At 67.5% G+C, this 24,084-nt stretch carries 21 protein-coding genes; 17 read left to right on the top strand and 4 right to left on the bottom strand.

Going from position 1 to position 24,084, the window contains the following annotated elements:
* Positions 1-371: 371 nt before the first annotated feature.
* From hyfB to IGS68_RS18730, 6 genes are read left to right on the top strand one after another with little or no spacing between them, the layout of a single operon-like run.
* Positions 372-2,381: a hydrogenase 4 subunit B gene (gene hyfB, locus IGS68_RS18755; protein WP_247880968.1), complete on the top strand. Its 2,010-nt coding sequence runs from the start codon at positions 372-374 to the stop codon at positions 2,379-2,381.
* Positions 2,378-3,343, top strand: a complete 966-nt coding sequence (locus IGS68_RS18750) for a respiratory chain complex I subunit 1 family protein (RefSeq protein WP_201072524.1) — start codon at positions 2,378-2,380, stop codon at positions 3,341-3,343. Before hyfB ends, IGS68_RS18750 begins: the two co-directional genes overlap by 4 nt.
* A 9-nt stretch (positions 3,344-3,352) precedes the next feature.
* Positions 3,353-4,015, top strand: a complete 663-nt coding sequence (locus tag IGS68_RS18745; protein WP_201072522.1) for a hydrogenase-4 component E — start codon at positions 3,353-3,355, stop codon at positions 4,013-4,015.
* Positions 4,012-5,460: a hydrogenase 4 subunit F gene (locus IGS68_RS18740; RefSeq protein ID WP_247880967.1), complete on the top strand. Its 1,449-nt coding sequence runs from the start codon at positions 4,012-4,014 to the stop codon at positions 5,458-5,460. The genes IGS68_RS18745 and IGS68_RS18740 overlap by 4 nt, the downstream gene beginning before the upstream one ends.
* Before the next feature lie 16 nt (positions 5,461-5,476).
* Positions 5,477-6,985, top strand: a complete 1,509-nt coding sequence (locus IGS68_RS18735) for a hydrogenase large subunit (protein ID WP_201072521.1) — start codon at positions 5,477-5,479, stop codon at positions 6,983-6,985.
* 9 nt (positions 6,986-6,994) lie between these two features.
* Complete coding sequence (locus IGS68_RS18730) at positions 6,995-7,510, top strand: NADH-quinone oxidoreductase subunit B family protein (protein WP_201072519.1); 516 nt, start codon at positions 6,995-6,997, stop codon at positions 7,508-7,510.
* 2 nt (positions 7,511-7,512) lie between these two features.
* Here IGS68_RS18730 and IGS68_RS18725 read toward each other — a convergent pair whose 3' ends face one another.
* The gene (locus tag IGS68_RS18725) at positions 7,513-8,046 is read right to left on the bottom strand and encodes a hypothetical protein (RefSeq protein ID WP_201072517.1); all 534 of its coding nucleotides are present in this window, start codon (positions 8,044-8,046) and stop codon (positions 7,513-7,515) included.
* A gap of 5 nt (positions 8,047-8,051) precedes the next feature.
* Positions 8,052-10,472, bottom strand: coding sequence for an ankyrin repeat domain-containing protein (locus IGS68_RS18720; RefSeq protein ID WP_201072516.1), 2,421 nt, complete (start codon positions 10,470-10,472; stop codon positions 8,052-8,054).
* A gap of 402 nt (positions 10,473-10,874) precedes the next feature.
* Between IGS68_RS18720 and IGS68_RS18715 the strand changes: the two genes are divergently transcribed.
* The 7 genes from IGS68_RS18715 (at position 10,875) to IGS68_RS18685 (ending at position 19,043) form a co-directional block, all read left to right on the top strand.
* The gene (locus tag IGS68_RS18715; RefSeq protein WP_201072514.1) at positions 10,875-12,020 is read left to right on the top strand and encodes an ABC transporter ATP-binding protein; all 1,146 of its coding nucleotides are present in this window, start codon (positions 10,875-10,877) and stop codon (positions 12,018-12,020) included.
* A gap of 39 nt (positions 12,021-12,059) precedes the next feature.
* Entirely contained in the window at positions 12,060-13,610 is a 1,551-nt protein-coding gene (murJ, locus tag IGS68_RS18710) for a murein biosynthesis integral membrane protein MurJ (RefSeq protein WP_201072512.1), read from the top strand.
* A 99-nt stretch (positions 13,611-13,709) separates the two neighbouring features.
* A complete protein-coding gene (locus IGS68_RS18705) occupies positions 13,710-14,753 on the top strand; it encodes an ABC transporter substrate-binding protein (protein WP_371821793.1) in 1,044 nt (347 codons plus the stop codon).
* Positions 14,750-16,000, top strand: coding sequence for an ABC transporter permease (locus IGS68_RS18700; protein ID WP_247880966.1), 1,251 nt, complete (start codon positions 14,750-14,752; stop codon positions 15,998-16,000). The genes IGS68_RS18705 and IGS68_RS18700 overlap by 4 nt, the downstream gene beginning before the upstream one ends.
* Before the next feature lie 7 nt (positions 16,001-16,007).
* The gene (locus IGS68_RS18695) at positions 16,008-16,844 is read left to right on the top strand and encodes an ABC transporter permease (RefSeq protein ID WP_201072510.1); all 837 of its coding nucleotides are present in this window, start codon (positions 16,008-16,010) and stop codon (positions 16,842-16,844) included.
* A gap of 94 nt (positions 16,845-16,938) precedes the next feature.
* Positions 16,939-18,417: an ethanolamine permease gene (gene eat / locus IGS68_RS18690; protein WP_201072508.1), complete on the top strand. Its 1,479-nt coding sequence runs from the start codon at positions 16,939-16,941 to the stop codon at positions 18,415-18,417.
* A 53-nt stretch (positions 18,418-18,470) separates the two neighbouring features.
* Positions 18,471-19,043: a histidine phosphatase family protein gene (locus IGS68_RS18685; RefSeq protein ID WP_201072506.1), complete on the top strand. Its 573-nt coding sequence runs from the start codon at positions 18,471-18,473 to the stop codon at positions 19,041-19,043.
* A 309-nt stretch (positions 19,044-19,352) separates the two neighbouring features.
* Here the strand turns inward: IGS68_RS18685 and IGS68_RS18680 are convergent, their stop codons facing one another.
* Together IGS68_RS18680 and IGS68_RS18675 are read right to left on the bottom strand one after the other, a co-directional pair.
* On the bottom strand, positions 19,353-19,544 hold the full coding sequence (locus tag IGS68_RS18680) for a hypothetical protein (RefSeq protein ID WP_201072504.1): 192 nt from the start codon (positions 19,542-19,544) through the stop codon (positions 19,353-19,355).
* A 68-nt stretch (positions 19,545-19,612) separates the two neighbouring features.
* Positions 19,613-19,948, bottom strand: coding sequence for a hypothetical protein (locus IGS68_RS18675; protein ID WP_201072501.1), 336 nt, complete (start codon positions 19,946-19,948; stop codon positions 19,613-19,615).
* Between the two features lie 176 nt (positions 19,949-20,124).
* Between IGS68_RS18675 and IGS68_RS18670 the strand changes: the two genes are divergently transcribed.
* The 4 genes from IGS68_RS18670 (at position 20,125) to rfbC (ending at position 23,923) form a co-directional block, all read left to right on the top strand.
* Positions 20,125-20,952 carry an NAD-dependent epimerase/dehydratase family protein gene (locus IGS68_RS18670; RefSeq protein WP_201072499.1) on the top strand — a complete coding sequence of 276 codons (828 nt, stop codon included), beginning with the start codon at positions 20,125-20,127 and terminating at the stop codon, positions 20,950-20,952.
* A 232-nt stretch (positions 20,953-21,184) separates the two neighbouring features.
* Complete coding sequence (locus tag IGS68_RS18665) at positions 21,185-22,426, top strand: outer membrane beta-barrel protein (protein WP_201072497.1); 1,242 nt, start codon at positions 21,185-21,187, stop codon at positions 22,424-22,426.
* Between the two features lie 361 nt (positions 22,427-22,787).
* Positions 22,788-23,360, top strand: coding sequence for a polysaccharide biosynthesis/export family protein (locus IGS68_RS18660; protein WP_201072495.1), 573 nt, complete (start codon positions 22,788-22,790; stop codon positions 23,358-23,360).
* 11 nt (positions 23,361-23,371) lie between these two features.
* A complete protein-coding gene (gene rfbC / locus IGS68_RS18655; RefSeq protein ID WP_201072493.1) occupies positions 23,372-23,923 on the top strand; it encodes a dTDP-4-dehydrorhamnose 3,5-epimerase in 552 nt (183 codons plus the stop codon).
* Positions 23,924-24,084 lie beyond the last annotated feature (161 nt).

The raw sequence follows: 24,084 nt of genomic DNA, 5'->3' as shown, positions 1-24,084 counted from the left end.
GGGATGAATTCATGTACGGGCTGATCCAGTGGCGATCGGCTGCGGCCCCTCCCGGATCGCGCCCTGCGGCAAACTCGACGGCCCGCGTCTTCGGGGTCGGGATTTAACCGATTCTTGACCGGAACGGGGCGATCCTGCCGTCACGAACGCACGGTGGTGCGTTTCCTCCCTGACTGAAAACCTCCGGCCCGCGCGTCAGCGGGGGCCGGCCTTTTCGTGCTTCCGGTCCCGGCACGCTTTGTCGCACCCCCGATATCCGGACCGGCCGAAGGGATGTTTGCCTCCGGGGCGCGACCGCATGTTATAAGCTTGGCGCTCATCCGAATACCCCCGGTGGTTTCGATCCATGGTTTCTCAGGCGGTTCCCGGTCTTGGCGTCCATTAGTCTGTGCATCGCGGCCATGCTGCTCCTGGGCATCGTGGGGATGGCGCGGTCCTGGCTGGGCCGTGCCCACGAGGTGGTCCATGGCGGCATGGCGCTGGTCTGCGGCGCCGCGGCGCTGACGGTGCTGGTCCGGCTCGCCGGCGATGGGACCGATGCGGAAACCCTGGCCCTGCCGGTAGGGCTGCCCTGGCTGCGCGCGAACCTGCGTCTCGACGCGCTGTCCGCCGTGTTCCTGCTGGCGGTGAACCTGGTCGGCTGCCTGGCCGCCCTGTTCGGCTGGAGCTATGCCCGGCACGAGGCGGAGCCGGGCCGCGTACTGCCTTTCTTCCCCCTGTTCATCGCCGGGATGAACCTCGTGCTGGTCGCGGACGACGCCTTCGTCTTCCTGATGGCCTGGGAGTTCATGTCACTCTCGTCCTGGCTGCTCGTCCTGGCGAGCCACCGGGAGGAGGAGACGCGCCGCGCCGCCTATGTCTATCTGGTGATGGCCAGCTTCGGCACGGCCTGCCTGCTGCTCGCGTTCGGCATCCTGGCCGGGCAGGCGGGCGGCTACGGGTTCGAGGCGATCCGCGCCCATCCGCTTGGGGCCGTGCCGGCCAGCTTCGCGGCCCTGCTGGTGCTCCTGGGCGCCGGGTCGAAGGCCGGCCTCGTTCCCCTGCATGTCTGGTTGCCGCTGGCCCACCCGGCGGCGCCGAGCCACGTCTCCGCGCTGATGAGCGGCGTCATGACCAAGGTCGCGATCTACGGCCTGATCCGCGTGCTGTTCGACCTAGTCGGGGAACCGCTGTGGTGGTGGGGAGCCGTGCTGGCGGTGTTGGGCGCCATCACCGCGGTGGTCGGCGTGCTCTATGCGCTGATGCAGGACGACGTGAAGAAGCTGCTGGCCTATTCGACGGTCGAGAACATCGGCGTCATCGTGATCGGGCTGGGCCTCGCCCTGGTGTTCAAGGCGTCCGGGGTCCCCGCGCTGGCGGCGCTGGCGATGACGGCCGCGATGCTGCACGTGCTCAACCACGGCCTGTTCAAATCCATCCTGTTCTTCGGCGCCGGGGCGGTTCTGACCGCCACGGGGGAACGCGACCTGGACCGGCTCGGCGGGCTGATCCACCGGATGCCGGCGACGGCGCTGTTCTGCCTCGTCGGGGCGGCCGCGATCTCCGCCCTGCCGCCGCTCAACGGTTTCGTGGCGGAGTGGATGCTGTTCCAGGCGGTGCTGAACGGCCCGCTGCTCGAACAGTGGGAACTGAAGATCGGCTTCGCGGTGATCGGCGCTCTGCTGGCCCTGTCCGCGGCGCTGGCCGCCGCCTGCTTCGTGCGCTTCTACGGCATCGCCTTCCTGGGCCGGCCCCGGTCGCCGGGGGCCGGGCAGGCCCGCGAAGTGGATGCCGTCATGCTGTCGGCGATCGCGGTGCCGGCCGTGCTGTGCGTCGTGGTCGGGGTCCTGCCGAAACTGGCCATCGCGATGATCGAGCCGGCGAACCGGCTGACCACCGGCGAGGGCATGTTCGATGCCGGCGGGCACGGAGGCTGGGTCTGGCTGGCGCCGGCCAGCGCCTTCGGCAACAGTTACAGCGGCTTCATGATGTTCATGACGATCCTGATCCTGACCATCCTGGCCGTCTTCATGATCCACCGCTACGCCTCCAACCGGGTGCGCCGGTCGATCCCGTGGGCCTGCGGCTTCACCGATCCGGCGCCGCTCGGCCAGTATTCGGCCAGCAGCTTCGCCCAGCCGCTGCGGCGGGTCTTCGGCGGCCAGATCTTCGGGGCTCGCGAGGTCGTGGACATGCCGGCACCGGGCGAGACGCGGCCCGCGCGCTTCACGCTGGAAATGCGTGATCCCGCTTGGGACCGGCTTTTCACGCCCGTGGTCCGGCTGGTCGGCTGGCTGGCAGACCGTATCGAGGGCCTGCAGTTCCTGACCATCCGGCAATATCTGTCGCTGATGTTCTTCGCCCTGGTGGTGCTGCTGGTCATGGTGGCGGTGTCGCAATGATCTTCGTCCAGGCCCTGCTTGCAGGCATTTTCCAGGTCGTCCAGATGCTCCTGGTGCTGGCGCTCGCCCCCGGGCTGACGGGCCTGGTGCGGGTCGTCAAGGCCCGCCTGCTCGGCCGCCGCGGGCCGCCGCTGGTCCAGCCCTACCGCGACCTCTCAAGGCTGCTGCGGAAGGACGTCGTGCTGGCGGAGAACGCGTCCTGGCTGTTCCGGGTGACGCCTTACCTGGTGTTCACCGCGATCTGGCTGGCGGCGGCCCTTGTGCCGACCTTCACCACGGCCCTGGCCCTGACCGCGACCGCCGACCTGATAGCCCTCGTCGCCCTGCTGGCGAGCGCGCGGTTCTTCCTGGCGCTGGCCGGGATGGACGTGGGGACGAGCTTCGGCGGGCTGGGATCTTCGCGCGAGATGATGATCGCGACGCTGGCCGAGCCGGCCATGCTGATGGTGATCTTCTCCATCGCGATCCTGGTAAGGACCACGTCGCTGTCGCTGATCGTGGATTTCATGCTGGCGGGGGGCGTCGGGCTGCGGATCTCCCTGGGGCTGGCCCTGATCTCCCTTCTGATGGTCGCGATCGCCGAGAACGCCCGGATCCCAGTGGACAATCCCGCGACCCACCTGGAGCTGACCATGGTCCACGAGGCCATGGTGCTGGAATATTCTGGCCGGCACCTGGCCCTGATCGAGGCCGCCAGCATGCTGAAGCTGGTGCTCTACATGGCGCTGATCGCCTGCATCTTCCTCCCCTGGGGGATAGCCGAACCGGGGCAAGGGCCGCTCGACCTCGCGATCGGGCTGGTGACGTTCGTGCTGAAGCTGGCTTGCGGCGCGGTCCTGCTGGCGCTGTTCGAGACCGGCATCGCCAAGATGCGCGTCTTCCGCTATGGCGAGTTCCTCGGCGGTGCGCTGCTGCTCAGCCTGCTGGGCGCCATCTTCCTCTATGTTTCGACCGGATTGTGAGGCGCCGGCATGCCCGGGATCCATTATGACATAGCCCATATGCTCGGTGCGGTCGTGCTGCTGATGAGCTTCGCGCTGCTCTACCAGCGCCGGCTGTTCGCGATCATCCAGGCATTCGCCCTGCAATCGGTGGTCCTGGCGGCGGCGGCCGCGTGGCAGGGCTACATCCAGGACGCCCCGCACCTCTACATCACGGCGCTCCTGGCGCTCAGCATGAAGGCGATCGCGATCCCGGTGGCGCTGCACCGCGTGATCGACCGGCTGAACATCCGCCGGACGGTCGACACGTCGCTGGGCGTCGGGCCGACCATGATCGGGGGCGTCAGCCTCGTGACGCTGTCGATCCTGCTGGTCCTGCCTGTCACCGCCGACGTGACGGCGCTGACCCGCGAGGACCTGGCCCTGGCGCTGTCGGTGGTCCTGCTGGGGCTGCTTACCATGATCACCCGGCGCAACGCGATCGGGCAGGTCGTGGGCTTCATGTCGCTGGAGAACGGGCTGATCCTGGCCGCCATCGGCGTGGAGGGGATGCCCCTGATCGTCGAGATGCTGGTCGCCTTCGCGGTGATGGTCGCCTTCATCATCTTCGGCATCTTCTTCTTCCACATCCGGGAGCGGTTCGACACCCTCGACCTGCACACCTTGGAGAATTTCCGCGGTGAGCGCCGGTGATCGAGCTTCCGGTCAATCCAGTCCACGTCATCCTGGCGCTGCCGTTCCTCGCGGGACTCGTCCTGGCCGCCGTGGCGGACCACAAGCTGGCGTCGCGGCTGAACTCGCTCGCCTCGGGGCTCACCCTGGTGGCCTCGCTCAGCCTGTTCGCCGACCGGCCGGAGAGCACGGCGCTGTTCCTGGTCGACGACTTCAACATCTACCTGGTGGCTTTGACGGCGTTCGTCGGGTTCACCACGGCCCTGTTCAGCGCCACCTATATCGAGCACGAGATCGGGACGGGACGGCTGAGCCCGCTGTTCGTCCGCTTCTACCATGCCATGTACCAGGCCTTCGTCTTCACGATGCTGCTGGCCCTGCTCGCCAACAATCTGGGCGTGCTTTGGGTGGCGGTCGAGGGGGCGACGCTGACCACCGTGCTGATGGTCAGCCTGTACCGGACGCCGGAAGCGATCGAGGCGGCGTGGAAATACTTCATCCTGTGCGGCGTCGGCATCGCGCTGGCCCTGTTCGGCACGATCCTGATCTTCCTGGCCGCCCGGCCGGTGATGGGCGGCGGCATGCCCGCGATGACCTGGTCGGCGCTGATGCTGGAGATCCATCGGGTCAGCCCGGACCTGCTCAACCTCGCCTTCGTCTTCATCCTGATCGGCTACGGCACCAAGGTGGGTCTGGCGCCCCTGCATGCCTGGCTGCCCGACGCCCACGCGGAGGGTCCGACGCCGATCTCCGCCGTGCTGTCCGGGCTGCTGCTGAACGTCGCGCTCTACGCGGTGCTGCGGTTCAAGATGCTGATGACGGCCAACGGGCAGTCGCTGGCTCCCGGGCCGCTGATGATGGTCATGGGTTTGGCCTCGCTGCTGCTGGCCGCCTTGATGCTGTACCGGCGGCGGGACATCAAACGCCTGTTCGCCTACAGCTCGATCGAGCATATGGGCATCATCACCTTCGCCTTCGGGTTCGGCGGCCCGATCGCTAACTTCGCCGGGCTGCTGCACATGACCATGCACAGCCTGACCAAGTCCGCGATCTTCATCGCCGTGGGACTGGCGACCCAGGTGAAGGGAACCCAGCGGATCTCCGAGATCTGGGGGCTGACCGCGAGCCATCCGGCGATCGGCTGGGGGCTGGTCGCCGGCGTCCTGGCGATCGCCGGGCTGCCGCCGTTCGGCATCTTCCTCAGCGAGTTCCTGCTGGTGACCACGGTTTTCGCCCAGGAACCGCTGCTGGCCTTGCCGCTGGTCGCCGGCATCGTCGTCGCCTTCGGTGCGCTGATCCTGCGGCTGCAGTCGCTGGCCTTCGGCGAGCCGACGGGATCGACGGCGCCGGCGGCGTCCAGCGCGTTCCCGATGGCGCTTCATCTGGTCCTGGTGCTGGTCGCGGGCATCTGGCTGCCCGAACCGCTGGTCGAGTGGTTCCAGGCCGTCGCCCGGTTGCTCGGCTGAGGGGAGGGAAGACCGCATGCTCGACCATCTCGATTCGATCGGGACCCGCGCCGAGAACCACCGGCCGTTCCCGCGCTTCGACCTGGACCGCGAGGCCTGGAGCGCGCTGGTCGCGACCCTGGCGGACAAGCCGGACTGGTCCCTGGTGGGGCTGTGGGCCGATACCGGCATCGTCCACATGGCCCTGCGCGACGAGGGGCCGGGGACCGTCGCCGTGGTTTCGCTGGCCTGTCCGGAGGGACGCTTTCCCTCGGTCGGCGGGGCCCGGCCCGGAGCGATCCGGCTGGAGCGCGCGGCGCAGGACCTGTTCGGAGTCACGGCCGAGTCGCTGGTGGATCCGCGCCCCTGGCTCGACCACGACTCCTGGCCGATCCGGCTGCCGCTCTCGGCGGACCCGCCCGATCCGCTGGGCCATCCCGAACCCTATCCCTTCCTGCCGGTCGAGGGGCCGGGCCTGCACCAGATCCCGGTCGGACCCGTCCATGCCGGCATCATCGAGCCGGGCCATTTCCGCTTCACCTGCAACGGCGAGACGGTGGTCCGGCTGGAGCAGCGGCTGGGCTACGTCCACAAGGGAACCGAATGGCTGATGGGCGGCCGCTCGGTCGCCGAGGTCGCCAAGCTCTCGGCCCGGGTTTCGGGCGACAGCACGGTCGCGCACTCCTATGCCTTCGCGCGGGCCGTCGAGTCGGCCACGGGCGCCACGGTCCCGGCGCGGGCGGTCTGGCTGCGGGCGCTGATGGCCGAGCTGGAGCGGCTGGCCAACCATCTCGGCGACATCGGGGCGATCTGCAACGACGCCGCCTTCGCCTACATGCTGGCGGAATGCGGGCTGCTGCGGGAGAAGGTGCTGCGGGCGGCCGACGCCTGCTTCGGCCACCGCCTCATGATGGACCGGGTGATCCCCGGCGGGGTGGCGGTCGACCTGGCGGAAGACGGAAAGCAGGTGCTGACGCGGCTGGTGGCCGACCTGCGGGAGGTTTTCCCGCCGCTGATCCATACCTACGACGAGAAGGCCTCGCTCCAGGACCGGACGGTCTCGACCGGGCGCGTGGTGACCGAACTGGTCCGCCGCTTCGGCGCCGGGGGCCATGTCGGGCGTGCGTCGGGCCGGGCGCACGACGCCCGGCGCAGCCCGGGATATGCGCCGTACGGCGACCTGGAGTTCGACGTGCCCGTGTTCATCGACGGCGACGTCAATGCCCGGGTCTGGGTCCGCATCCGGGAGGTGGAGGCGAGCCTGGGCCTGATCGCCCAGATCCTCGACCGCCTTCCGGAGGGGCCGGTCCACGCGGCGGTTCCCGCCGCCGCGGGGCAGGGGATGGCGCTGGTGGAAAGCTTCCGGGGCGAGATCATGACCTGGGTCGCCCTGCGCGAGGACGGCATCGTGACCCGGTGCCACCCGCGCGACCCGTCCTGGTTCCAGTGGCCGCTGCTGGAGGCCGCGATCGAGGGCAACATCGTCGCCGACTTCCCGCTGTGCAACAAGAGCTTCAACTGTTCCTATTCGGGGCACGACCTGTAGGACGACGCCATGCTGAAGACAATCGCCCGGAACCTGCTCCGAGGGCCCGTCACGATGAAGGGGCCGGCGCCCGCCGAAACCGGCATCGAGGAGCTGGCGGGCCGCCTCGACCGGGCGTCCCGCACGCGCCTGGGGCGGAGCCTGTCGATCCGCCAGGTGGATGCCGGGTCGTGCAACGGCTGCGAGCTGGAGATCCACGCGCTCAACAACGTGATCTACGACCTGGAGCGCTTCGGGATGCGGTTCGTCGCCTCGCCCCGGCACGCCGACGTGCTGATGGTGACCGGACCGGTGACCGCCAACATGCGGGACGCCCTGTTCCGCACCTGGGATGCCACGCCCGATCCGAAATGGGTCGTCGCGGTCGGCGGCTGCGCCCTGGACGGCGGCCTGTTCAAGGGCAGCTACGGCATCGTCGGAGGGGTGGGCGCGGTGGTTCCGGTCGACCTGCACATCCCCGGCTGCCCGCCGCGCCCGATCGACCTGCTCGCCGGGCTGGTGGCCCTGGTGGAGGCCGCGAAGTAACGTCAGGATCCCTTGTTCGGCGGGAACAGGGTGAAGGTCAGATCCCGGATGAACCGGTCCATGCGGTCCGGCTTGGCGGCATCCTCCGCCTCGATCGTGCCGATGGCACCGGTCAGCGCCCGTCCACCGCGGCAATAGGCTGCCCTAACGGTCACATCCTCGTCGAAGGGCTGCGACGGCGGGATCTGGGCGGCGCAGAGTTCCGCGTCGATCACCTGATTGACCGGATTGAAAACCATCACGACCTTGTACAGGTCCTGGCCGCCCGGCCCGGCATCCTGGGCGAACTTCAGGCTGGCGCCGACATGGACGCGGTTCATCGAGGCCAGGACCTGACTCGCGAACTGCGCGGCGCCGACATCGCTCGGGTTGCCATAGATCAGCGTGGTCAGCGTGGCGTTCCGGCCGCCGGCATAGCCCAGTTCGTCCGGGTTGTACGCGGGATCGACCTGGGTCTGGGTGACCCGGCCGTAATCCTCGCAGGCGGCCAGCGCGAAAAGCGCCGCCAGGGCGGCGCCGATGCGATGCAGTTTCATGATGATCAGTTCAGTTGTCCGACTTGGTTATCGAGGGCGGAACGCCGCGAACTCGCCTGGGGATCGAAGGTGTTCAGCAGGTCGACGACCGCGCGATGGCCGCCTTCCTGCGCATAGCTCAGCGCGTTGCGGCCGTGGATGCTGGTGGTGCCGACGTTGGCGCCGTTCTCCAGCAGGATGCGGACGGTTTCGACCTGCCCGCGCGACGCGGCGGCCATCAGGGCGGTCTTGCCCTCCACGTTCATGGAATTCACCGAACCGCCGGCCTGGATCAGGGCGCGCACGATGGCGTTGTTGCCGATCGAAGAGGCATACATCAGGGCGGTGCCCCCGTTGCGGCTGCGCGCGTTGGGAGCGGCGCCGGCGCCGAGCAGCCGGCGGACGGCCTGGGCGTTGCCTTGCTCCGACGCGAGCATCAGGGCGGTCTTGCCGTCGGGCAGTTCGTAATCGATGTCTCGGCCGGCCTGGATGACCGCTTCCAGAACCGCAGGCTGCTGAAAGGCCTGGAGCATGTCCTCGCGGGTCACGAAACGGTTGGGCGCGGCGGGCGGCAGGTCGGACGCGGCGCCGGCGCGATCGGCACCCTCGTCGTAGTCCGGCGGAAGGCGCAGGATCTGGTCCGCCGCCGGCGGGGCGACGGCGGTCCCGGCGGTCGGCGCCGCGGGCGGGGAGGCGGCTTCCGCGGCGACGGCGGCCTGGCGCTTGGCGTCCAAATCCCGGAGATGCGCCTGCAGGGCCTGGTCGGCCGGATCGACCGTCAGGCCGCGGCGATAGAAGCTGGCCGCGTTGTCGAACTGCCCCCGCTCTTCCGCCGTGACGCCCCAGCGCCGGTAGGTGTCCTTGATGGTCGCCAGGATCGTCGCCGCGCGGGGATCCTGCGGGGCGATCTGGACGATCTGCCGGTAGACCTCGAAGGCATTGCCGCCCGGGGGCGTGGTCAGCAGTCGCTGCTCCACATACCTGTTCGCCCGGTTCACCAGCTCGGTGACGCGCTGCTCGTTGGCCGCTTCGGCGGAGAGGGCCGGCGCGGGCGGTGCCGGGGGCGCTGCGGCCGGTGCCGGTTGCGGGGCCGGCGCCGGGAGCGGGGGCGCCGCCGCGGCTGGCGGCTGGGCCGGCTGGGGAACCGGGGGAGGTGCCACCGGGACGGGTGGCTGCGACTCCCAGTCCGTCTCCGGTGGCAAGGCGGCGGTTTCGGAGGGCGGCGGTTCGGAACCCCAGGTGACCTGGTCGCCGGTCGCCCGGGCATAGAGCTGCTGGACGGCCTGGGGCTCCAGCAGTGCCGCCGCGATGCCCGCGCCGGCCAGCAGCGCCAGCACGCTGGCCGCGACCTGCGGCCAGCGTCGGCGCCGGGCTTCCGGTTCGGGACGGTCGTGCGCATACGCCGATGCGGTCAGGGGGGCGCCCGCACTGCGGCGCAACGGCGGAGGCGTCCGTTGTTCGCCATCGTCCCAGGACGGATAGGAGTCGTGAACCGGCTCCGCCCCGCGGGCGGGGTGCCGGTGGACAGGGGCCGGCCTGTCTTCCTCATCGTGCGGCAGGGGCGCCTGGACGGGATGACGGGGCGCGTGGCCGAACGGGTCCGGCGGCGGAGCGGCGCGCGGCGGCGTCGGCGGCGCGGGCGTAAACTGGGTCGGCGCGGATTGGGGAGGGGCGGCCGGCGGCGGAGGGGACGGCCGGATGCGAGCGACCGGTTCCTGCACCTCGGTCCGGATCGGACCCGCGGGTTGGACGGGTTGCAGCTCATGGACGGGCTGCAGGCCGAGGTCGTGGGCCACCTGCTCGACCCGGGCGCGCGTGATCGTCCGTTCGCCGGCACGGGAGGCGCCGCTCACGGCGACGTCCGCCAGCGTGTTGACCAATTGCAGCAGGCCGCCGGAATAATGGGCGATGGCCTCGATCGCCGCCGGCTCGAAGATGTCGTCCCTGATCGCGCCGGCGGCGCCGAGGCGCTCCTGGATGTAGGACTCGACCTGATCCCGCTCCAGCGGCGGAAGGTGGTACGTCACGCCGAGGCGGCGCATGGTGTCTTCCAGGCCGGGTTCCGCCAGCATGCGCTCCAGGTCGGGCGTACCCGCCAGCAGCACCTGCAGGAAACGGCCGGTCTCGGTGTCCGATGCCGCCATCTCGACCAGGTCGTACAGAACGCCGACATCGAGCTCCTGCGCCTCGTCCACGATCAGGACGCCGGTGCCGGCCTCCTCCAGACGCTGTTCGAGGCGCTCGACCAGGGCGTCCATGTCGGACAGGGGCTGGCCGCCGTTCTCGTCCAGGAACAGTTCGCCGCCGGCCTGCTGGATCAGGTCCTCCACCGTCATGCCGGGGCTGGCGGCGATCGCCAGCACCATCGTGCCTTCCGACTCGAGCTGGTCGAGCAGTGCCTGCAGCAGGGTCGTCTTGCCCGACCCGGTCTCTCCATAGAGAGCCATGACCCGGCGCCGAGCCACCACGGCAAGGGTAAAGCCGTTGAAAGCTTCCTCATGCTCCTGCGACGCGTAGGTGAAACGGGTGGCAGGCGTAATCGTGAATGGCTCTTCGCGGAGACCGAAGCGGTTATTGATCATGGCATGTTCTATCAAAAGGATTACCCAACGCCGCCCGGTACCGGAATTTCGCAGGCGGAGTACCTTCGGTTCTCATGTGTTGAGCCTCGGCACTCTATCAACCCTGGTACCATTCACGAACGCAAAAAACGGATGAATGATCCGCGTCCATCGGAGTTGCCCGCTATCGTCCCGCGTATCCCCTAATCGCATCAATATCATGGCGGACAGAGCCGCCCGGCCCACTCGGGGGCTGGCCGGGGCCTTGATTTGCGATATCCTGCAGCCATGACCCAGACAGACCTCTCCGCCGCCGCCGTCGCTTCCCCTGCCGACTTCCAGCCCCATGTCGAATTCAGGGACGTCAGGAAGACCTATGACGGCGAGACGCTGGTCGTCAAAAACCTGAACCTGGACATAAGCCGCGGCGAGTTCCTGACCCTTCTCGGGCCGTCGGGCTCCGGCAAGACCACGTCGCTGATGATGCTGGCGGGCTTCGAGGTGCCCACGTCGGGAGACATCAGGCTGGCCGGCCGGTCGATCGCGGGCCTTCCGCCGCATAAGCGGGACATCGGCATGGTGTTCCAGAACTATGCGCTGTTCCCGCACATGACGGTGGCCGAGAACCTGGCCTTCCCGCTGTCGGTCCGGAAGAGGCCCCGCGCGGAGACGGAGGAGCGGGTCGCCCGGGCGCTCCGCATGGTCCACCTGGAGAAGTTCGGCGCCCGCCGGCCGGCGGAGCTGTCCGGCGGCCAGCAGCAGCGGGTGGCGCTGGCCCGCGCCCTCGTCTTCGACCCTCAGCTGGTCCTGATGGATGAGCCGCTGGGAGCGCTGGACAAGCAGCTGCGCGAGCATATGCAGCTGGAGATCAAGCACATCCACCAGTCGCTGGGCGTCACCGTGGTCTATGTCACCCACGACCAGACCGAAGCCTTGACCATGTCGGACAGGATCGCGGTGTTCAATCACGGCATGATCCAGCAGATCGACCTGCCGGACCGGCTGTACCAGCAGCCCTGCAACAGCTTCGTCGCCAACTTCATCGGGGAGAACAACCGGCTGACGGGCGTCGTCCGGGATATCTCGGGAGGCATGTGCCGCGTCGAGCTGCCGACCGGCGAAAGCGTCCTGGCGACCGCCGTGTCGGTAGACCGTGCCGGGCAGCCGACCACCCTGTCCATCCGGCCCGAACGGATTCTCCTGGACCGGGGAGCTTCGGACGACAGCGGCAACGGCCGGGAGAACCGGCTGGGCGCCCGCGTCCTGGAGCGCATCTACCTCGGCGACCACCTGAGGCTTCGCCTGGCGGTTGCGGACAATGACGATTTCATGGTCAAAGTCCCCTTCGCCGACGACGCCCAGACGTTCCAGGCTGGCCACGACGTTTCGGTCCGCTGGGCCGTCGAGGACTGCAGGGCGCTCGACCCGGTCTGATCCTTTCCGATTCCGTTCCAGGCGCAAGGCCACTCCACCGTGTTCCGCAAGATCCTTTCCGTCGGCGGCCTGACGCTCGCCAGCCGCGTCCTCGGCTTCGTCCGGGATATCCTGACCGCGGCCCTGCTGGGGGCGGGGCCGGTCGCCGACGCCTTCTTCGTGGCGTTCCGGCTGCCCAACCATTTCCGAGCCCTGTTCGCCGAAGGCGCGTTCAACGCCGCCTTCGTGCCGATGTTCTCCTCCTTCCTGGTCGGCCAGGGCCGGTCGCAGGCCCGCATCTTCGCCGAACAGGTGCTGGCCTTCCTGCTTGTCGTGCAGCTTGTCCTGCTCCTGGCGTTCGAACTGATCATGCCCTGGTTCATGATCGTCTTCGCGCCGGGCTTCGCCGGCGAGCCGACGAAGTACGACCTGGCGGTGCTGTTCACCCGCATCACCTTTCCCTACCTGCTGTTCATCTCCCTGGTGTCGCTGATGGGCGCCGTGCTGAACAGCATCGAGCGTTTCGCGGCGGCCGCGGCGGCTCCGATCCTGCTCAATCTCTGCCTGATCGGGGCGCTGGTCGGACTGACGCCGCTGCTGCCGACCCCGGGCCACGCGCTGGCCTGGGGGGTGCTGGCCGCCGGCGTGGCCCAGTTCCTGTACCTGGCATGGGACTGCCGGCGCGCCGGCATGTCGCTGAGGCTGCCCTGGCCGCGGCTGACACCGGGGGTCAGGCGATTCCTGACGGTCCTGGGACCGGCGGCGCTGGGCGCGGGCGTCACCCAGATCAACCTGTTCATCGACACGCTGATCGCCTCGCTGCTGCCGACCGGGGCCGTGTCCTACCTTTACTATGCCGACAGGATAAACCAGCTGCCGCTGGGCGTGATCGGAATCGCGATCGGGACCGTACTGCTGCCGGAACTGTCGCGAGCGCTGAAGGGCGGCAACATGGCGGCCGCCAGCGACAGCCAGAACCGCGCGATCGAGCTGTCGCTGCTGTTCACCCTGCCGGCCACGGCCGCCTTCCTCGCTGCGGGCTTCCCGATCATCTCGGTGCTGTTCGAACGGGGCGCGTTCCAGGCCGCCGATGCTCAGGCGACGTCGGCCACTCTGATGGCCTACGCCCTGGGGCTGCCGGCCTTCGTGCTGATCCGCAGCCTGCTGCCGGGTTTCTACGCGCGCGAGGATACGAAGACGCCGGTCAAGATCGCCCTCGTCGTCGTCACCGTCAACGTCGCCTTGAAGCTGGCGCTGATGCAGCCGCTCTCCCAGGTGGGCCTGGCGCTCGCGACCTCGGCCGCGTCATGGGTCAACTGCGCCCTGCTGGCGGTGCTGCTGTTCCGGCGCGGGTTCCTGGTGTTCGATTCGCGGCTCAGGCGGCGGGTGCCGCGGCAGCTTCTGGCGGCCCTGGCCATGGCCGGGGTGTTGCTCGCGGCCCAGTGGGGACTCGCCGGGATGCTGGGTGCCCCCGCCCTGGGGACGCGCTCGCTGGCTCTGGGATTGCTGGTCGGGGCCGGGGTGGCCGCCTACGCGGTGGCGGGGGTCGCCCTCGGCGTGGTGTCGGTGGCCGAACTGAAACTCTATACCCGGCGGCGCCGGAAGGCCTGACTCTGCATGTCGGCCCCTCCTTCGACGACGGATACTCTGGACACGCCGGACAAGGTGATGAAAACTCGGCATAAATCATAAAACAGGAACAGGGTGACGATGATGGGATGCAAGACCAGCCTGCTTTTCGGTGCTCTTCTGATGGCCTCGGCGATGGGCGGTGCCCAGGCCCGCGATCTCACCGTCACCTCCTGGGGTGGCTCCTACCAGGACGCGCAACGCGAGGTCTATTTCCAGCCCTTCATGAAGCAGACCGGGACCAAGTTGGTCGAGGACAGCTGGAACGGGGGAGTGGGCGCGCTCCGCGCCAAGGTCGAGGGCGGCAACGCCGACTGGGACGTCGTCCAGGTCGAGGCCGAGGAACTGGTGCTGGGCTGCGAGGAAGGGCTGTTCGAGGAGCTGGACTGGGCGGCCTTGGGCGGGCGCGACAAGTTCATTCCCGCCGCGGTCCATGACTGCGGGGTAGGGGCCATCGTCTGGACCACGCTGATCACCTATGACGGCGCCAAGATGAAGGAGGGGCCGAAGAGCTGGGCCGACTTCTGGGACGTCCAGAAATTTCCCGGCAAGCGGGGGCTCCGCCGCGGCCCGAAATACACGCTGGAATTCGCGCTGATGGCCGACGGGGTCGAACCGTCGCAGGTCTACCAGGTGCTCGACACCGACGCCGGAGTCGATCGCGCCTTCAGGAAGCTCGACCAGATCAAGCCGCACATGGTCTGGTGGGAGGCCGGCGCCCAGCCGCTCCAGCTGCTGGCGTCGGGCGAGGTCGCGATGACCAGCGCCTACAATGCCCGCGTGACGGCGGCGAACAAGAGCGACAACCGCGATTTCAGGATCGTCTGGCCGGGCGGCGTCTATGCCGTGGACAGCTGGGTGATCCTGCGCGACAGCCCGAATCGGGAAGCGGGCATGGACCTGATCGCCTTCATGAGCGACCCGGCGCGCCAGAAGGACCTGCCGCCCAAGGTGCCCTACGGCGTGACCGCCAAGGAGGCCGCGGCGCTGGTCGATCCCGCCGTGCTGCCGATCATGCCGACCGAGCCCGGCAACCTGGAGGTCGGCCTGGAACTCGACACCGAATTCTGGGTCGCCAACGTCGAGCGGCTGACCGAACGCTTCAACGCCTGGAGCGGCCGGTGACGGCAACCATCCCGTCGGCGCGGCCGCAGGAGCGGCCGCGACACCTGAAGGCGCAACTCCGCCGCACCGAGCGCCGCCGCAAGCTGGAGGCGGTGGCGCTGGTCGCGCCCCTCTTCGTCTTCCTGGCGGTGTTCTTCCTGGCCCCGATCGGGCTGATGCTGGTGCGCAGCGTCGACAATTCGGAGCTGCCGTCGGTGATGCCGGACACCGCGGCGGCGCTCCGCCAATGGGACGGCGGCGGCCTGCCGCCGGAAGCGGTGTTCGCGAGCTTCGCGCGGGAGCTGGCGGCCGGCCAGCGCGACCGGTCCCTGTCCGGGGTGGCGAAGCGGCTGACTTACGAGATCCCGAACATGCGGTCGGTGCTGTTCGCCACGGCCCGCGGCCTGCCCGACGCGCCGGAAGGGACATGGCGGCAGACGCTGGCGGCGCGCAACCCGGCGTGGGGCGAGCCGGCCACCTGGGCGGTGATGCGCCGCGCCGCGGCCCCGGTCACCCCGTATTATCTGCTCGCCGCGGTCGACCGGGAGATCGACGCCTCCGGATCGGTCGCGCGGGTTCCTGCGGACCGGGCCATCTATCTCGACATCTTCGCGCGGACCTTCTGGATCGCGGCGGTGGTCACCCTCTGGTGCCTGGCGCTGGGATACCCCCTGGCCTACAAGCTGGCGTCGCTGCCGCCCCGCATCTCGAACCTGCTGATGATCCTGGTGCTGCTGCCGTTCTGGACCTCCATCCTGGTCCGGACCGGGGCCTGGGTCGTGCTGCTCCAGCGGGAGGGGCCGATCAACGAGACGATGCAATGGATCGGCCTGATCGGCGAGCCGATCCAGCTCGTCTACAACAGGGTCGGCGTCTATGTCGCCATGGTCCACATCCTGCTGCCCTTCATGGTGCTGCCGCTCTACAGCGTGATGCGCGGCATCTCGCCGGCCTATGTGCGGGCGGCGACTTCGTTGGGCGCCACGCCCTTCACGGCCTTCCGGCGGGTATACCTGCCGCAGACGGTTCCCGGGGTGGGCGCCGGCTGCCTGCTCGTCTTCATCCTGGGAGTCGGCTACTACATCACGCCGGCCCTGGTCGGCGGGGCCGGGGACCAGATGGTCAGTTATTTCGTCGCCTTCTTCACCAACCAGACGATCAACTGGGGAATGGCGGCGGCGCTCGGCTCGGTGCTGCTGGTGGCGACGCTGATGCTCTACTGGGTCTATGCCCGGCTGGTCGGAGTCGACCGCATGCGGATGGGATGAGGCGGGCATGAGACCGATCCTGAACCTGCCGCCCCACGCGACGGCGGCCCAGCGCGCCTGGCATGTCGGCCTTTGGGCGATCACGGTCCTCGTGCTGGGCTTCCTCATCCTGCCGATCCTGGTGATCGTCCCGCTGTCGTTCAGCAGCGGGTCCTTCCTGAATTTCCCGCTGCCGGGGCTCTCGCTGCGCTGGTACCAGGAGCTGCTGGGATCGGAGCGCTGGCTCTCGTCGCTCCGCAACAGCGTGGTGGTGGCCTGCGCCGCCACCCTGCTCGCCACGGTGCTGGGGACCCTGGCGGCGCTGGGGTTGCAGCGGGCGCGGTTTCCCGGCCGTTCGCTGCTGCTGGCCCTGGTGATCTCGCCCATGGTGGTGCCGCTGGTGATCGTCGCGGTGGGCGTCTACTTCTTCTATGCCCCGCTGGGGCTGACCGGCAGCCTGATCGGCCTGACGCTCGCCCACACCGCGCTGGCGGTGCCCTTCGTGGTCATCACCGTGTCGGCGACCCTCCAGGGGTTCGACGCCAACCTGTCGCGCGCGGCGGCCAGCCTGGGAGCCGACCCGGCGACGGCGTTCTTCCGGGTCACGCTGCCGATCATCCTGCCCGGCGTGGTGTCGGGCGCCCTGTTCGCCTTCGTCACCTCGTTCGACGAGGTGGTGGTGGCGCTCTTCCTGACCGGCCCGCAGGAGCGCACCCTGCCGCGCCAGATGTTCGACGGCATCCGGGAGAATATCAGCCCGGTCATCGCCGCCGCCGCCACCCTGCTGATCGTCCTGTCGGTCCTGCTGATGACGGTCATGGAGGCCCTGCGGCGGAGGGGCGAGCGCCTGCGCGGCATCCGCTGACGAAAACGGAACGAAGAACAAAACAAACAACAAGAAGTATAGAGGATCGTCCACCGGCCGCCACTGTGCCTGAAACCAACGGTTGGAGGTCATCATGTCAGAGCCTGAGAGCATAGACGGTGTCCGGTACCATGCGGTAGATGCCGCTTATTTCGAGAAACGGGGGCTTCGGAAATATGCCGGGGTATGGTCGCTGTGGGCGCTGGGCGTCGGCGCGGTCATCTCCGGCGACTTCTTCGGCTGGAACTTCGGCCTGGGCGCCGGCGGCTTCGGCGGCCTGTTCATCGCGACACTGATCGTCGTCGTCATGTATCTCGGCCTGTGCTTCAGCCTGGCCGAGATGTCGCCGGCGCTGCCGCACACCGGCGGCGCCTACAGCTTCGGGCGGTCGGCGCTGGGGCCGTGGGGCGGGTTCCTGACCGGCCTGGGCGAGAACATGGAGTATGTGCTGACCCCGGCGGTGATCGTGGTGGGCATCGGCGGCTATCTCGGCGCCATCTTCGGGACCCCGGCGGAGCTGGCGCCAATGTGGTGGCTGTTCTGCTACGTGATCTTCGTGGGGCTGAACTACTGGGGCGTCGAGCTGAGCTTCAAGTTCACCCTGGTGATCACCTTCATCGCGCTGGCGATCCTGATCGTCTTCTTCGTCGGCGCCATAAGCCATTTCGACTTCGCTGCGAACGCCCTGAACATCGAGCCGGGGCCCGGCGGCAGCGCCTTCCTGCCGTTCGGCTGGGCCGGCGTCCTGGCGGCGCTGCCGTTCGCCATCTGGTTCTTCCTGGCGATCGAACAGCTTCCCCTGGCCGCCGAGGAGTCGCACGATCCCAAACGCGACATGCCGCGGGGCCTGTTGCTGGGCATCCTGACGCTGATCGCGCTGGCGTTCCTGACGCTGTTCCTGTCGGCCGGCATAGCGCCGGGCGCGAAGGAGGTCGGGACCTCGACCGAGCCTCTGTTCCTGGGTTTCCAGACCATCTTCGGCGACGGCATCGGGGTGAAGCTTCTGGCGATGATCGCCGCCGCCGGTCTGATCGCCAGCTTCCACGCGATCATCTACGCCTATGGCCGGAACATCTACAGCCTGGCCCGTGCCGGCTATTTCCCCAAGTGGCTGTCGGTCACCCATGGCGAGCGCAAGACGCCCCATGTCGCCCTGTTCGCCGGTGCAGCCCTGGGCTTCCTGGTCGCCTTCGTGATGCAGTATTCGGGAAGCGCGCTGGTCGGCGCGGCGTTGCTCAACATGGCGGTGTTTGGGGCGATGATCAGCTACATCATGCAACTCGTGTCCTTCATCCTGCTGCGCTCCAAGCTGCCGCACATCGAGCGGCCCTTCGTCAGCCCGCTTGGGGTTCCCGGCGCCGTCGTGGCGCTGGTCATCGCGGTGGTGACCCTGGTGTCGCTGTTCTTCAATCCGGATTACCGGCCGGGGGTTTGGGGATGCGCGATCTGGTTCCTGACCGGCATCGCCTATTTCGGACTCTATGGGCGCCATCATCTGGTGAAGTCGCCGGAGGAGGCGTTCGCGATCAGCCACCGGTCCAAGTCGGAGACGGTGCCCGGCTTGGCGGATTAGCCGGGCGGCCTACCTGATGCGGGAGGGATGACAGACCGGGAACGACCATCCGCATGCTTCGCCAGACCATTCTCCGAGCGGCCCGCCGACTCGCGCTTTGCCTGATCCTGCTGCCGGCCGCCGCACCGGCCCGGGCCGACGAGCGTGCGGCCTGGACGGCCCTGGAGCAGGGCGGTCACGTGGCACTGATGCGGCATGCCGTGACCGTTCCCGGAGTGGGGGATCCTCCCGGATTCCGCCTGGACGACTGCGCGACCCAACGGCTGCTGTCCGAGGCCGGGCGGGATTGGGCCCGGCGGTTCGGCGCCGAACTGCGGGAGCGCGGCGTGACGGGCGCACGGGTGCTGACCAGCGCCTGGTGCCGTTGCGTCGACACGGCCGAACTGATGGATCTGGGGCCGGTGGAGGTCTTCGAGCCGCTGAATTCGTTCTTCGGCACCCGTGGCGACGGCGCCGAGCAGACGGCTGCCGTGCGGGACCTGATGGCCGCATGGCAAGGTCCGGGCACGCTGGTGCTGGTGACCCATCAGGTCAATGTCACCGCACTGACGGGAATCTATCCGGCATCGGGGGAGGTCGTGGTTCTGCGCCCGGGCGGGGAGGTCGTGGGCAGGATCCGGCCCTGATGCCCGTCGCCGCCTATACCTAAAGGCAGTGCCTTACTTCGTCTGTACAGGCTTGCCCAATCTTTGGCGATCTGGCAGAAAAAAGGCCGCCTTGGGAGCGGCCTGAGTCTAGGGAGGAAACGCCCAACAAGGGCGAAGCAGCAATCGCTTGCTGCAATGCAAAAATTAATGAATGCGCTCGCAGATGCAATATGGAAGCGAGCATCAGGCCGATTTTCAATCACATTATCGAGCGACTGTTGCATCAACGCAACACAGCGACGGGGCGGCGGCGCCGGTAGTTCCGCTGCCCGCGCCGCCCCGGATCGTTCAGGGAGCACGCTTGGGCGGAAAGCCCGAAGGCGGAACTTCCCGTTCCTCGGTCGTGCTGGCGGTTTCCTCGCCCTGGGTCGGTTCGGGGACGCCGCCGGGCGCATAGGGCGGCATCGCGGAGTCGCTGCCTGGGCGACGCGGCGGAACGGGTCTTTCCCCCGGCTTCCTGAGATCGCGTTCGTCGGTCATGTCTTGCCTCTCCCTGACTCTCTTCCACGTTTGCGGTACGGGAATAAGGGACGGGAAGGCGAAAAGGTTCAGGAGCCCGGACCCTGAAGCAGAAAGCCGGTGATCAGGAACGCGGCGATCCCCAGCAGCACGGAAATGCCCAGGAGCATCCAGGCGTTGACCTCGAACCTGGGCGGGGCCGCGCCCGCCTCTTCGAAGACGGTGGTCATGACGGCGCGCTTGGCTCCGGGATCGGTGAAGCACTGCTCGACCCTGACCCGTTCGACCTTGCCGGTGCCCAGCGTCTCGCGCGCCCTGGCGAGGGCGGAGTCCAGGCTGTCGATCGTGCCGCTGGTCTGCCAGACGCCCCGCCTGAGAGTTGCCAGGGTATAGGTTACTCGGCGGTTCGACGCTGGCACGGACATGGACGGCTCCCGGATCGCTGTTGCCTTATCATACGATAATATTTCTAAACATTTTACCGGAGGTTAATCCGATCGAATGCATCCGATTGCCCCGTCGCGCGCCGGCGGAGCGGGCCTATGATGCCGATCCCGTGAAGGGCCAGCCTGAACCGAAATCGACCTGCCCGAGAGGACTGATGGGCGACGCGACCCTGATCGTCGGCCGCAACAGCCTGCTTGCCAGGGCATTGCGCGACTGCGGAGGCGTTCCGAACTGCCGTTATGTCGGCCATGACGAATTGGACCGGCCGGACCTGCTCGACGGTATCGGGCGGATCGTCAATTTCGCCTATCATCCCGAACTCCGGAGCGGGCCTTACAGGGCCGAACTGGATATCGACCTGCGCCTGGGACGGGCGGCGGCGGAACTGGGCCTGGATTACGTCATGCTCAGCACCCGCAAGGTCTATGCGCCGGAATACGCCTTCGGAGCGGCGGAGGACGGTCCGGTCGGCCCGATCGATCCCTACGGACGCAACAAGCTGACGATCGAGCGGGTCCTGGCCAACCTTCTCGGCGAGCGGCTGACGATTCTCCGGGTGGGGAACGTGGTCGGGTATGATCGTCTCGAAGCCCGGCCCAGCTTCATGAGCCTGATGCTCGGGCGGCTCGCCGGCGAGAACCGGATAATGCTCGACGTCAGCCCCTTCGTGCGGCGCGACTTCCTGCCGGTGGAGCAGGTGGCGGCGGCGATAAGGGCCGTGCTCAACCATCGGTTGGTCGGAACCTACAATGTCGGTTCCGGCGCCTGCGTCGAGGTCGGGCGCATGGCGCTCTGGGTGATCGAGGGATTCGGCCGCGGCGAGCTGGTCGTCACCTCGCCGCGAATCCATGACGAATTCGTCCTGGACGTGACCAAGATCGTGACGGCAACCGACTGGTCTTGGCCAAGCGGTGCGCTTCCCGAATATTGCCGCAGTCTGGGCCGACGCCTTGCCAAGGCGGAGAGCCGGGTCGACGGGTAGCGCGGTCGAGGCAGGCAAATTCACCGAAGACCCCGCCGTCTTCGGCGGAATTGCCTATCCTATTGGATATATGTTGTCTATTGGGCACACATGATGCACAAACGCGCATCAGTGCGCCCGCATGGTTGCTTGCCTTGAGGTTTCTGGCTTCATTAGGGTCGGCCGGCTCGTCAAGGGCCGTCCCTAGGGGCTTTTTAGTATGTTCAACAGATTGCCATTTTCGGTGGGGGCGATGAAGATCAAGACTTTGCCACTGCTCTTCGGTGCGGCCGCTCTGCTGGCGGGGACCAGCACCGCGGTGATTGCCCAGGAGCTTCAGCGCGGGGCCAGCGTCCTGGACCGTCCGCGGCCGGAACTGGATCCGTTGGGCATCCGCCAGGGCGGTTTCCTGATCTTCCCGAAGATCGAGCTTGGCACGACCTACGACGACAACGTCTTCGCCTCCGACACCAACGAGGAAGGCGACTTCCTGTTCCAGGTGCTCCCGTCGGTCACCGTGCAGTCGGATTTCAACCGGCACCAGCTGCGCTTCGGGGCCGGGGCCGACATCGGCCGTTATGCCGACAATACCAGCGAGAACTACGTCGACTATTTCGTCACCGGCGGCGGGCGTTTCGACATCACGGGCGACGCGGCGGTTTCGCTCGATCTGGCGCACCGCAAGCTGCACGACGATCGCGGCGACCCGGACACTCCGGACGCGGCGTCCGAGCCGGTGGAGTTCACGCGCAGCGGGGCGGAACTGGGCTATACCCATCGGTTCAACCGTTTCCTGACCAGCTTCAGCGTCGGTGCGGAGAACGAGGACTACGACGACGTGGCCTCGATCGGCGGCACGATCCTCGACCAGGACGACCGCGACAACTGGGCCTATACCGCCACGGGCCAGATCGGTTACGACCTGTCGCCCGGATACCGGCCGTTCGTGCGCCTGACCTATGTTCGCACCGAGTACGACGAGGGCCTGCTGCCGCCCGACAGCGACAGCTATGAAGCGGTGGTCGGCACCACGATCGACCTGACCTCGCTGCTGACCGGCGAAGTGTTCGCCGGCTATCTCTCGCGCGATTACGACGAAGACGTCTACAGCGATTTCACCGGCGTCGCCTACGGCCTGTCGCTGGATTACGCCGTCACCCAGCTCACGACCATTTCCGGCGACATCTCGCGCGGGGTCGAGGAAGGTTTCGGAACCACGCCGAACCCCCGCGATCGTTCGACCTTCCAGATCGGAGTCGATCACGAACTGCTGCGCAACGTGATCCTGTCGGCGAGGGCCGAATACCGGAACGACGACTACCAGGAGACCGACCGGGAAGAGGACTTCTACCTGTTGCAGGCCGGCGCCACCTACACGCTGAACCGGAACTTCTATCTCCGGGGCACCTACACCTTCTCGCGCCGCGACTCCAACCAGGCGGGTGACGATTACGACCGCAACCTGTTCGCGCTGCGTCTCGGCGCCCAGCTCTGAAGACCCTTCGGACCTATCCGGTCCGCCGGCGGCGCTTGCCCAGCAGGCGCCGCCTTTTTATTTGACCTATCCGAAATTTCCGGTAGCGGCGTGAATGGGACGTCGCAAGCTCCAGTGTCGAAAACCGCCCGAAAGATCGGTACTGCAGAGGTGTATCGGGTAATGAAAAAAATTTCAGAAGCAATGCATTCCATTACTGCCATAGGCTTAATTCCTCTCCTCTTTTTCAGTTTAGGCGCATTGTCGATAGTATTCGCGTGGTCGTAAGGGGGCAGGGATGCGGAGTGCCCGCATTCCGGAGGGCCGGTCAGGCGTGATATAGCCCCGCGACGATCCGGCAAGGCCCAGAGAAGAGGAACCGATGCTTTTTGCTACCTGGAAGAAAGTTGCGACCGGTTGCGTCGTGGCCGTGAGCCTGGCGGCCTGCCAGAACACCGGCTCGAACGCGCCGCTGGAGACGCAGACCGCGACCGTGGGCGAGTACCAGCTGGGGGCAGGCGACGAAGTCCGCATCACCGTTTTCGGCCAGGAGCAGCTCTCCGGCACTTTCCGCGTCGATGGCGCCGGATATGTCGCGATGCCGCTCGTCGGCGAGGTCGAGGCCAAGGGAAAGACGTCCCGCCAGCTGGAAACGGCCATCGCCCAGAAGCTCAATGAAGGCTACGTCCGCGACGCCCGCGTCAGCGCCGAAGTGATCACTTTCCGACCCTTCTACATCATCGGCGAAGTGAACAATCCCGGCCAGTACCCCTATGCCAACGGCATGACGGCGACCACCGCCGTCGCGATGGCGGGCGGCTACACCTATCGCGGTCGCCAGGACTATATCCTGGTCACCCGCGGCAACGATCCGGAAAAGATCGAGCGGCGCGCCCCGATCAACACCCGGGTCCTGCCGGACGACGTCGTCCGCATCCCGGAACGCCTCTTCTGAGCCGCGACACCATGGAAATCGTTGAGACCGAAATACCCGACGTCAAGCTGCTGACTCCCCGCAAGTTCGGTGATCACCGTGGCTTCTTCGTCGAGACCTACAACCGCAAAGCCCTGGAGGGTATCGGTTTCACGAAGGAATTCGTGCAGGACAACCACTCCCTGTCGGTTCCCGTGGGCACCGTTCGCGGCCTCCACTTCCAGCTCCAGCCCTATGCGCAGGACAAGCTGGTCCGCGTCGTCAAGGGAGCGATCCTGGACGTGGCGGTCGACCTGCGGCGCGGTTCCCCGACCTTCGGCCGGCACGTCAAGGCCCGCCTCGATGCGGAGTCCGGCCGGCAGATCCTGGTTCCCGTGGGTTTCGCCCATGGTTTCGTGACGCTGGAGCCCGATACGGAGGTCATCTACAAGGTGACCAACTATTACGCTCCCAGCCACGACCGCGGCCTCCTGTGGAACGACCCGGATCTGGGGATCGAGTGGCCGGTGGCCGGCGATCAGGCCGTCCTGTCCGACAAGGACAAGGTGCAGCCGCGCCTGCGCGACCTGAAGGATGCCTTCTGAGGAGAGTATCGCGACGGTCTGGAGAGTGTGAAAGGGGGATCCTGATAAGAGCACTCCGATTTCCTCTCCAGACATCGCGGAACGAATGCTAGGCATCTCCGTTCGATTAATCGAGTAACTACCGAAGCGATAGCTGTGTACAGACCGGCAGTCGCTTAAAA

The organism is Skermanella sp. TT6 (genome assembly GCF_016653635.2).
GTDB lineage: Bacteria > Pseudomonadota > Alphaproteobacteria > Azospirillales > Azospirillaceae > Skermanella > Skermanella cutis.
The sequence above is the reverse complement of the archived record's forward strand: the minus strand, read 5'-3'. Positions and strand labels throughout refer to the sequence as shown.

Bases quoted from the DNA above. Each gene is read 5' to 3' on its own strand.
- IGS68_RS18745 (WP_201072522.1), top strand. From the start codon at position 3,353: ATGCCCGGGATCCATTATGACATAGCCCATATGCTCGGTGCGGTCGTG.
- IGS68_RS18705 (WP_371821793.1), top strand. From the start codon at position 13,710: ATGATGGGATGCAAGACCAGCCTGCTTTTCGGTGCTCTTCTGATGGCC.
- rfbC (WP_201072493.1), top strand. From the start codon at position 23,372: ATGGAAATCGTTGAGACCGAAATACCCGACGTCAAGCTGCTGACTCCC.
- IGS68_RS18670 (WP_201072499.1), top strand. From the start codon at position 20,125: ATGGGCGACGCGACCCTGATCGTCGGCCGCAACAGCCTGCTTGCCAGG.
- IGS68_RS18665 (WP_201072497.1), top strand. From the start codon at position 21,185: ATGAAGATCAAGACTTTGCCACTGCTCTTCGGTGCGGCCGCTCTGCTG.
- IGS68_RS18680 (WP_201072504.1), bottom strand. From the start codon at position 19,544: ATGACCGACGAACGCGATCTCAGGAAGCCGGGGGAAAGACCCGTTCCG.
- IGS68_RS18675 (WP_201072501.1), bottom strand. From the start codon at position 19,948: ATGTCCGTGCCAGCGTCGAACCGCCGAGTAACCTATACCCTGGCAACT.
- IGS68_RS18720 (WP_201072516.1), bottom strand. From the start codon at position 10,472: ATGGCTCTCTATGGAGAGACCGGGTCGGGCAAGACGACCCTGCTGCAG.
- IGS68_RS18750 (WP_201072524.1), top strand. From the start codon at position 2,378: ATGATCTTCGTCCAGGCCCTGCTTGCAGGCATTTTCCAGGTCGTCCAG.
- IGS68_RS18730 (WP_201072519.1), top strand. From the start codon at position 6,995: ATGCTGAAGACAATCGCCCGGAACCTGCTCCGAGGGCCCGTCACGATG.
- IGS68_RS18695 (WP_201072510.1), top strand. From the start codon at position 16,008: ATGAGACCGATCCTGAACCTGCCGCCCCACGCGACGGCGGCCCAGCGC.
- IGS68_RS18685 (WP_201072506.1), top strand. From the start codon at position 18,471: ATGCTTCGCCAGACCATTCTCCGAGCGGCCCGCCGACTCGCGCTTTGC.
- eat (WP_201072508.1), top strand. From the start codon at position 16,939: ATGTCAGAGCCTGAGAGCATAGACGGTGTCCGGTACCATGCGGTAGAT.
- IGS68_RS18715 (WP_201072514.1), top strand. From the start codon at position 10,875: ATGACCCAGACAGACCTCTCCGCCGCCGCCGTCGCTTCCCCTGCCGAC.
- IGS68_RS18660 (WP_201072495.1), top strand. From the start codon at position 22,788: ATGCTTTTTGCTACCTGGAAGAAAGTTGCGACCGGTTGCGTCGTGGCC.
- IGS68_RS18725 (WP_201072517.1), bottom strand. From the start codon at position 8,046: ATGAAACTGCATCGCATCGGCGCCGCCCTGGCGGCGCTTTTCGCGCTG.
- IGS68_RS18735 (WP_201072521.1), top strand. From the start codon at position 5,477: ATGCTCGACCATCTCGATTCGATCGGGACCCGCGCCGAGAACCACCGG.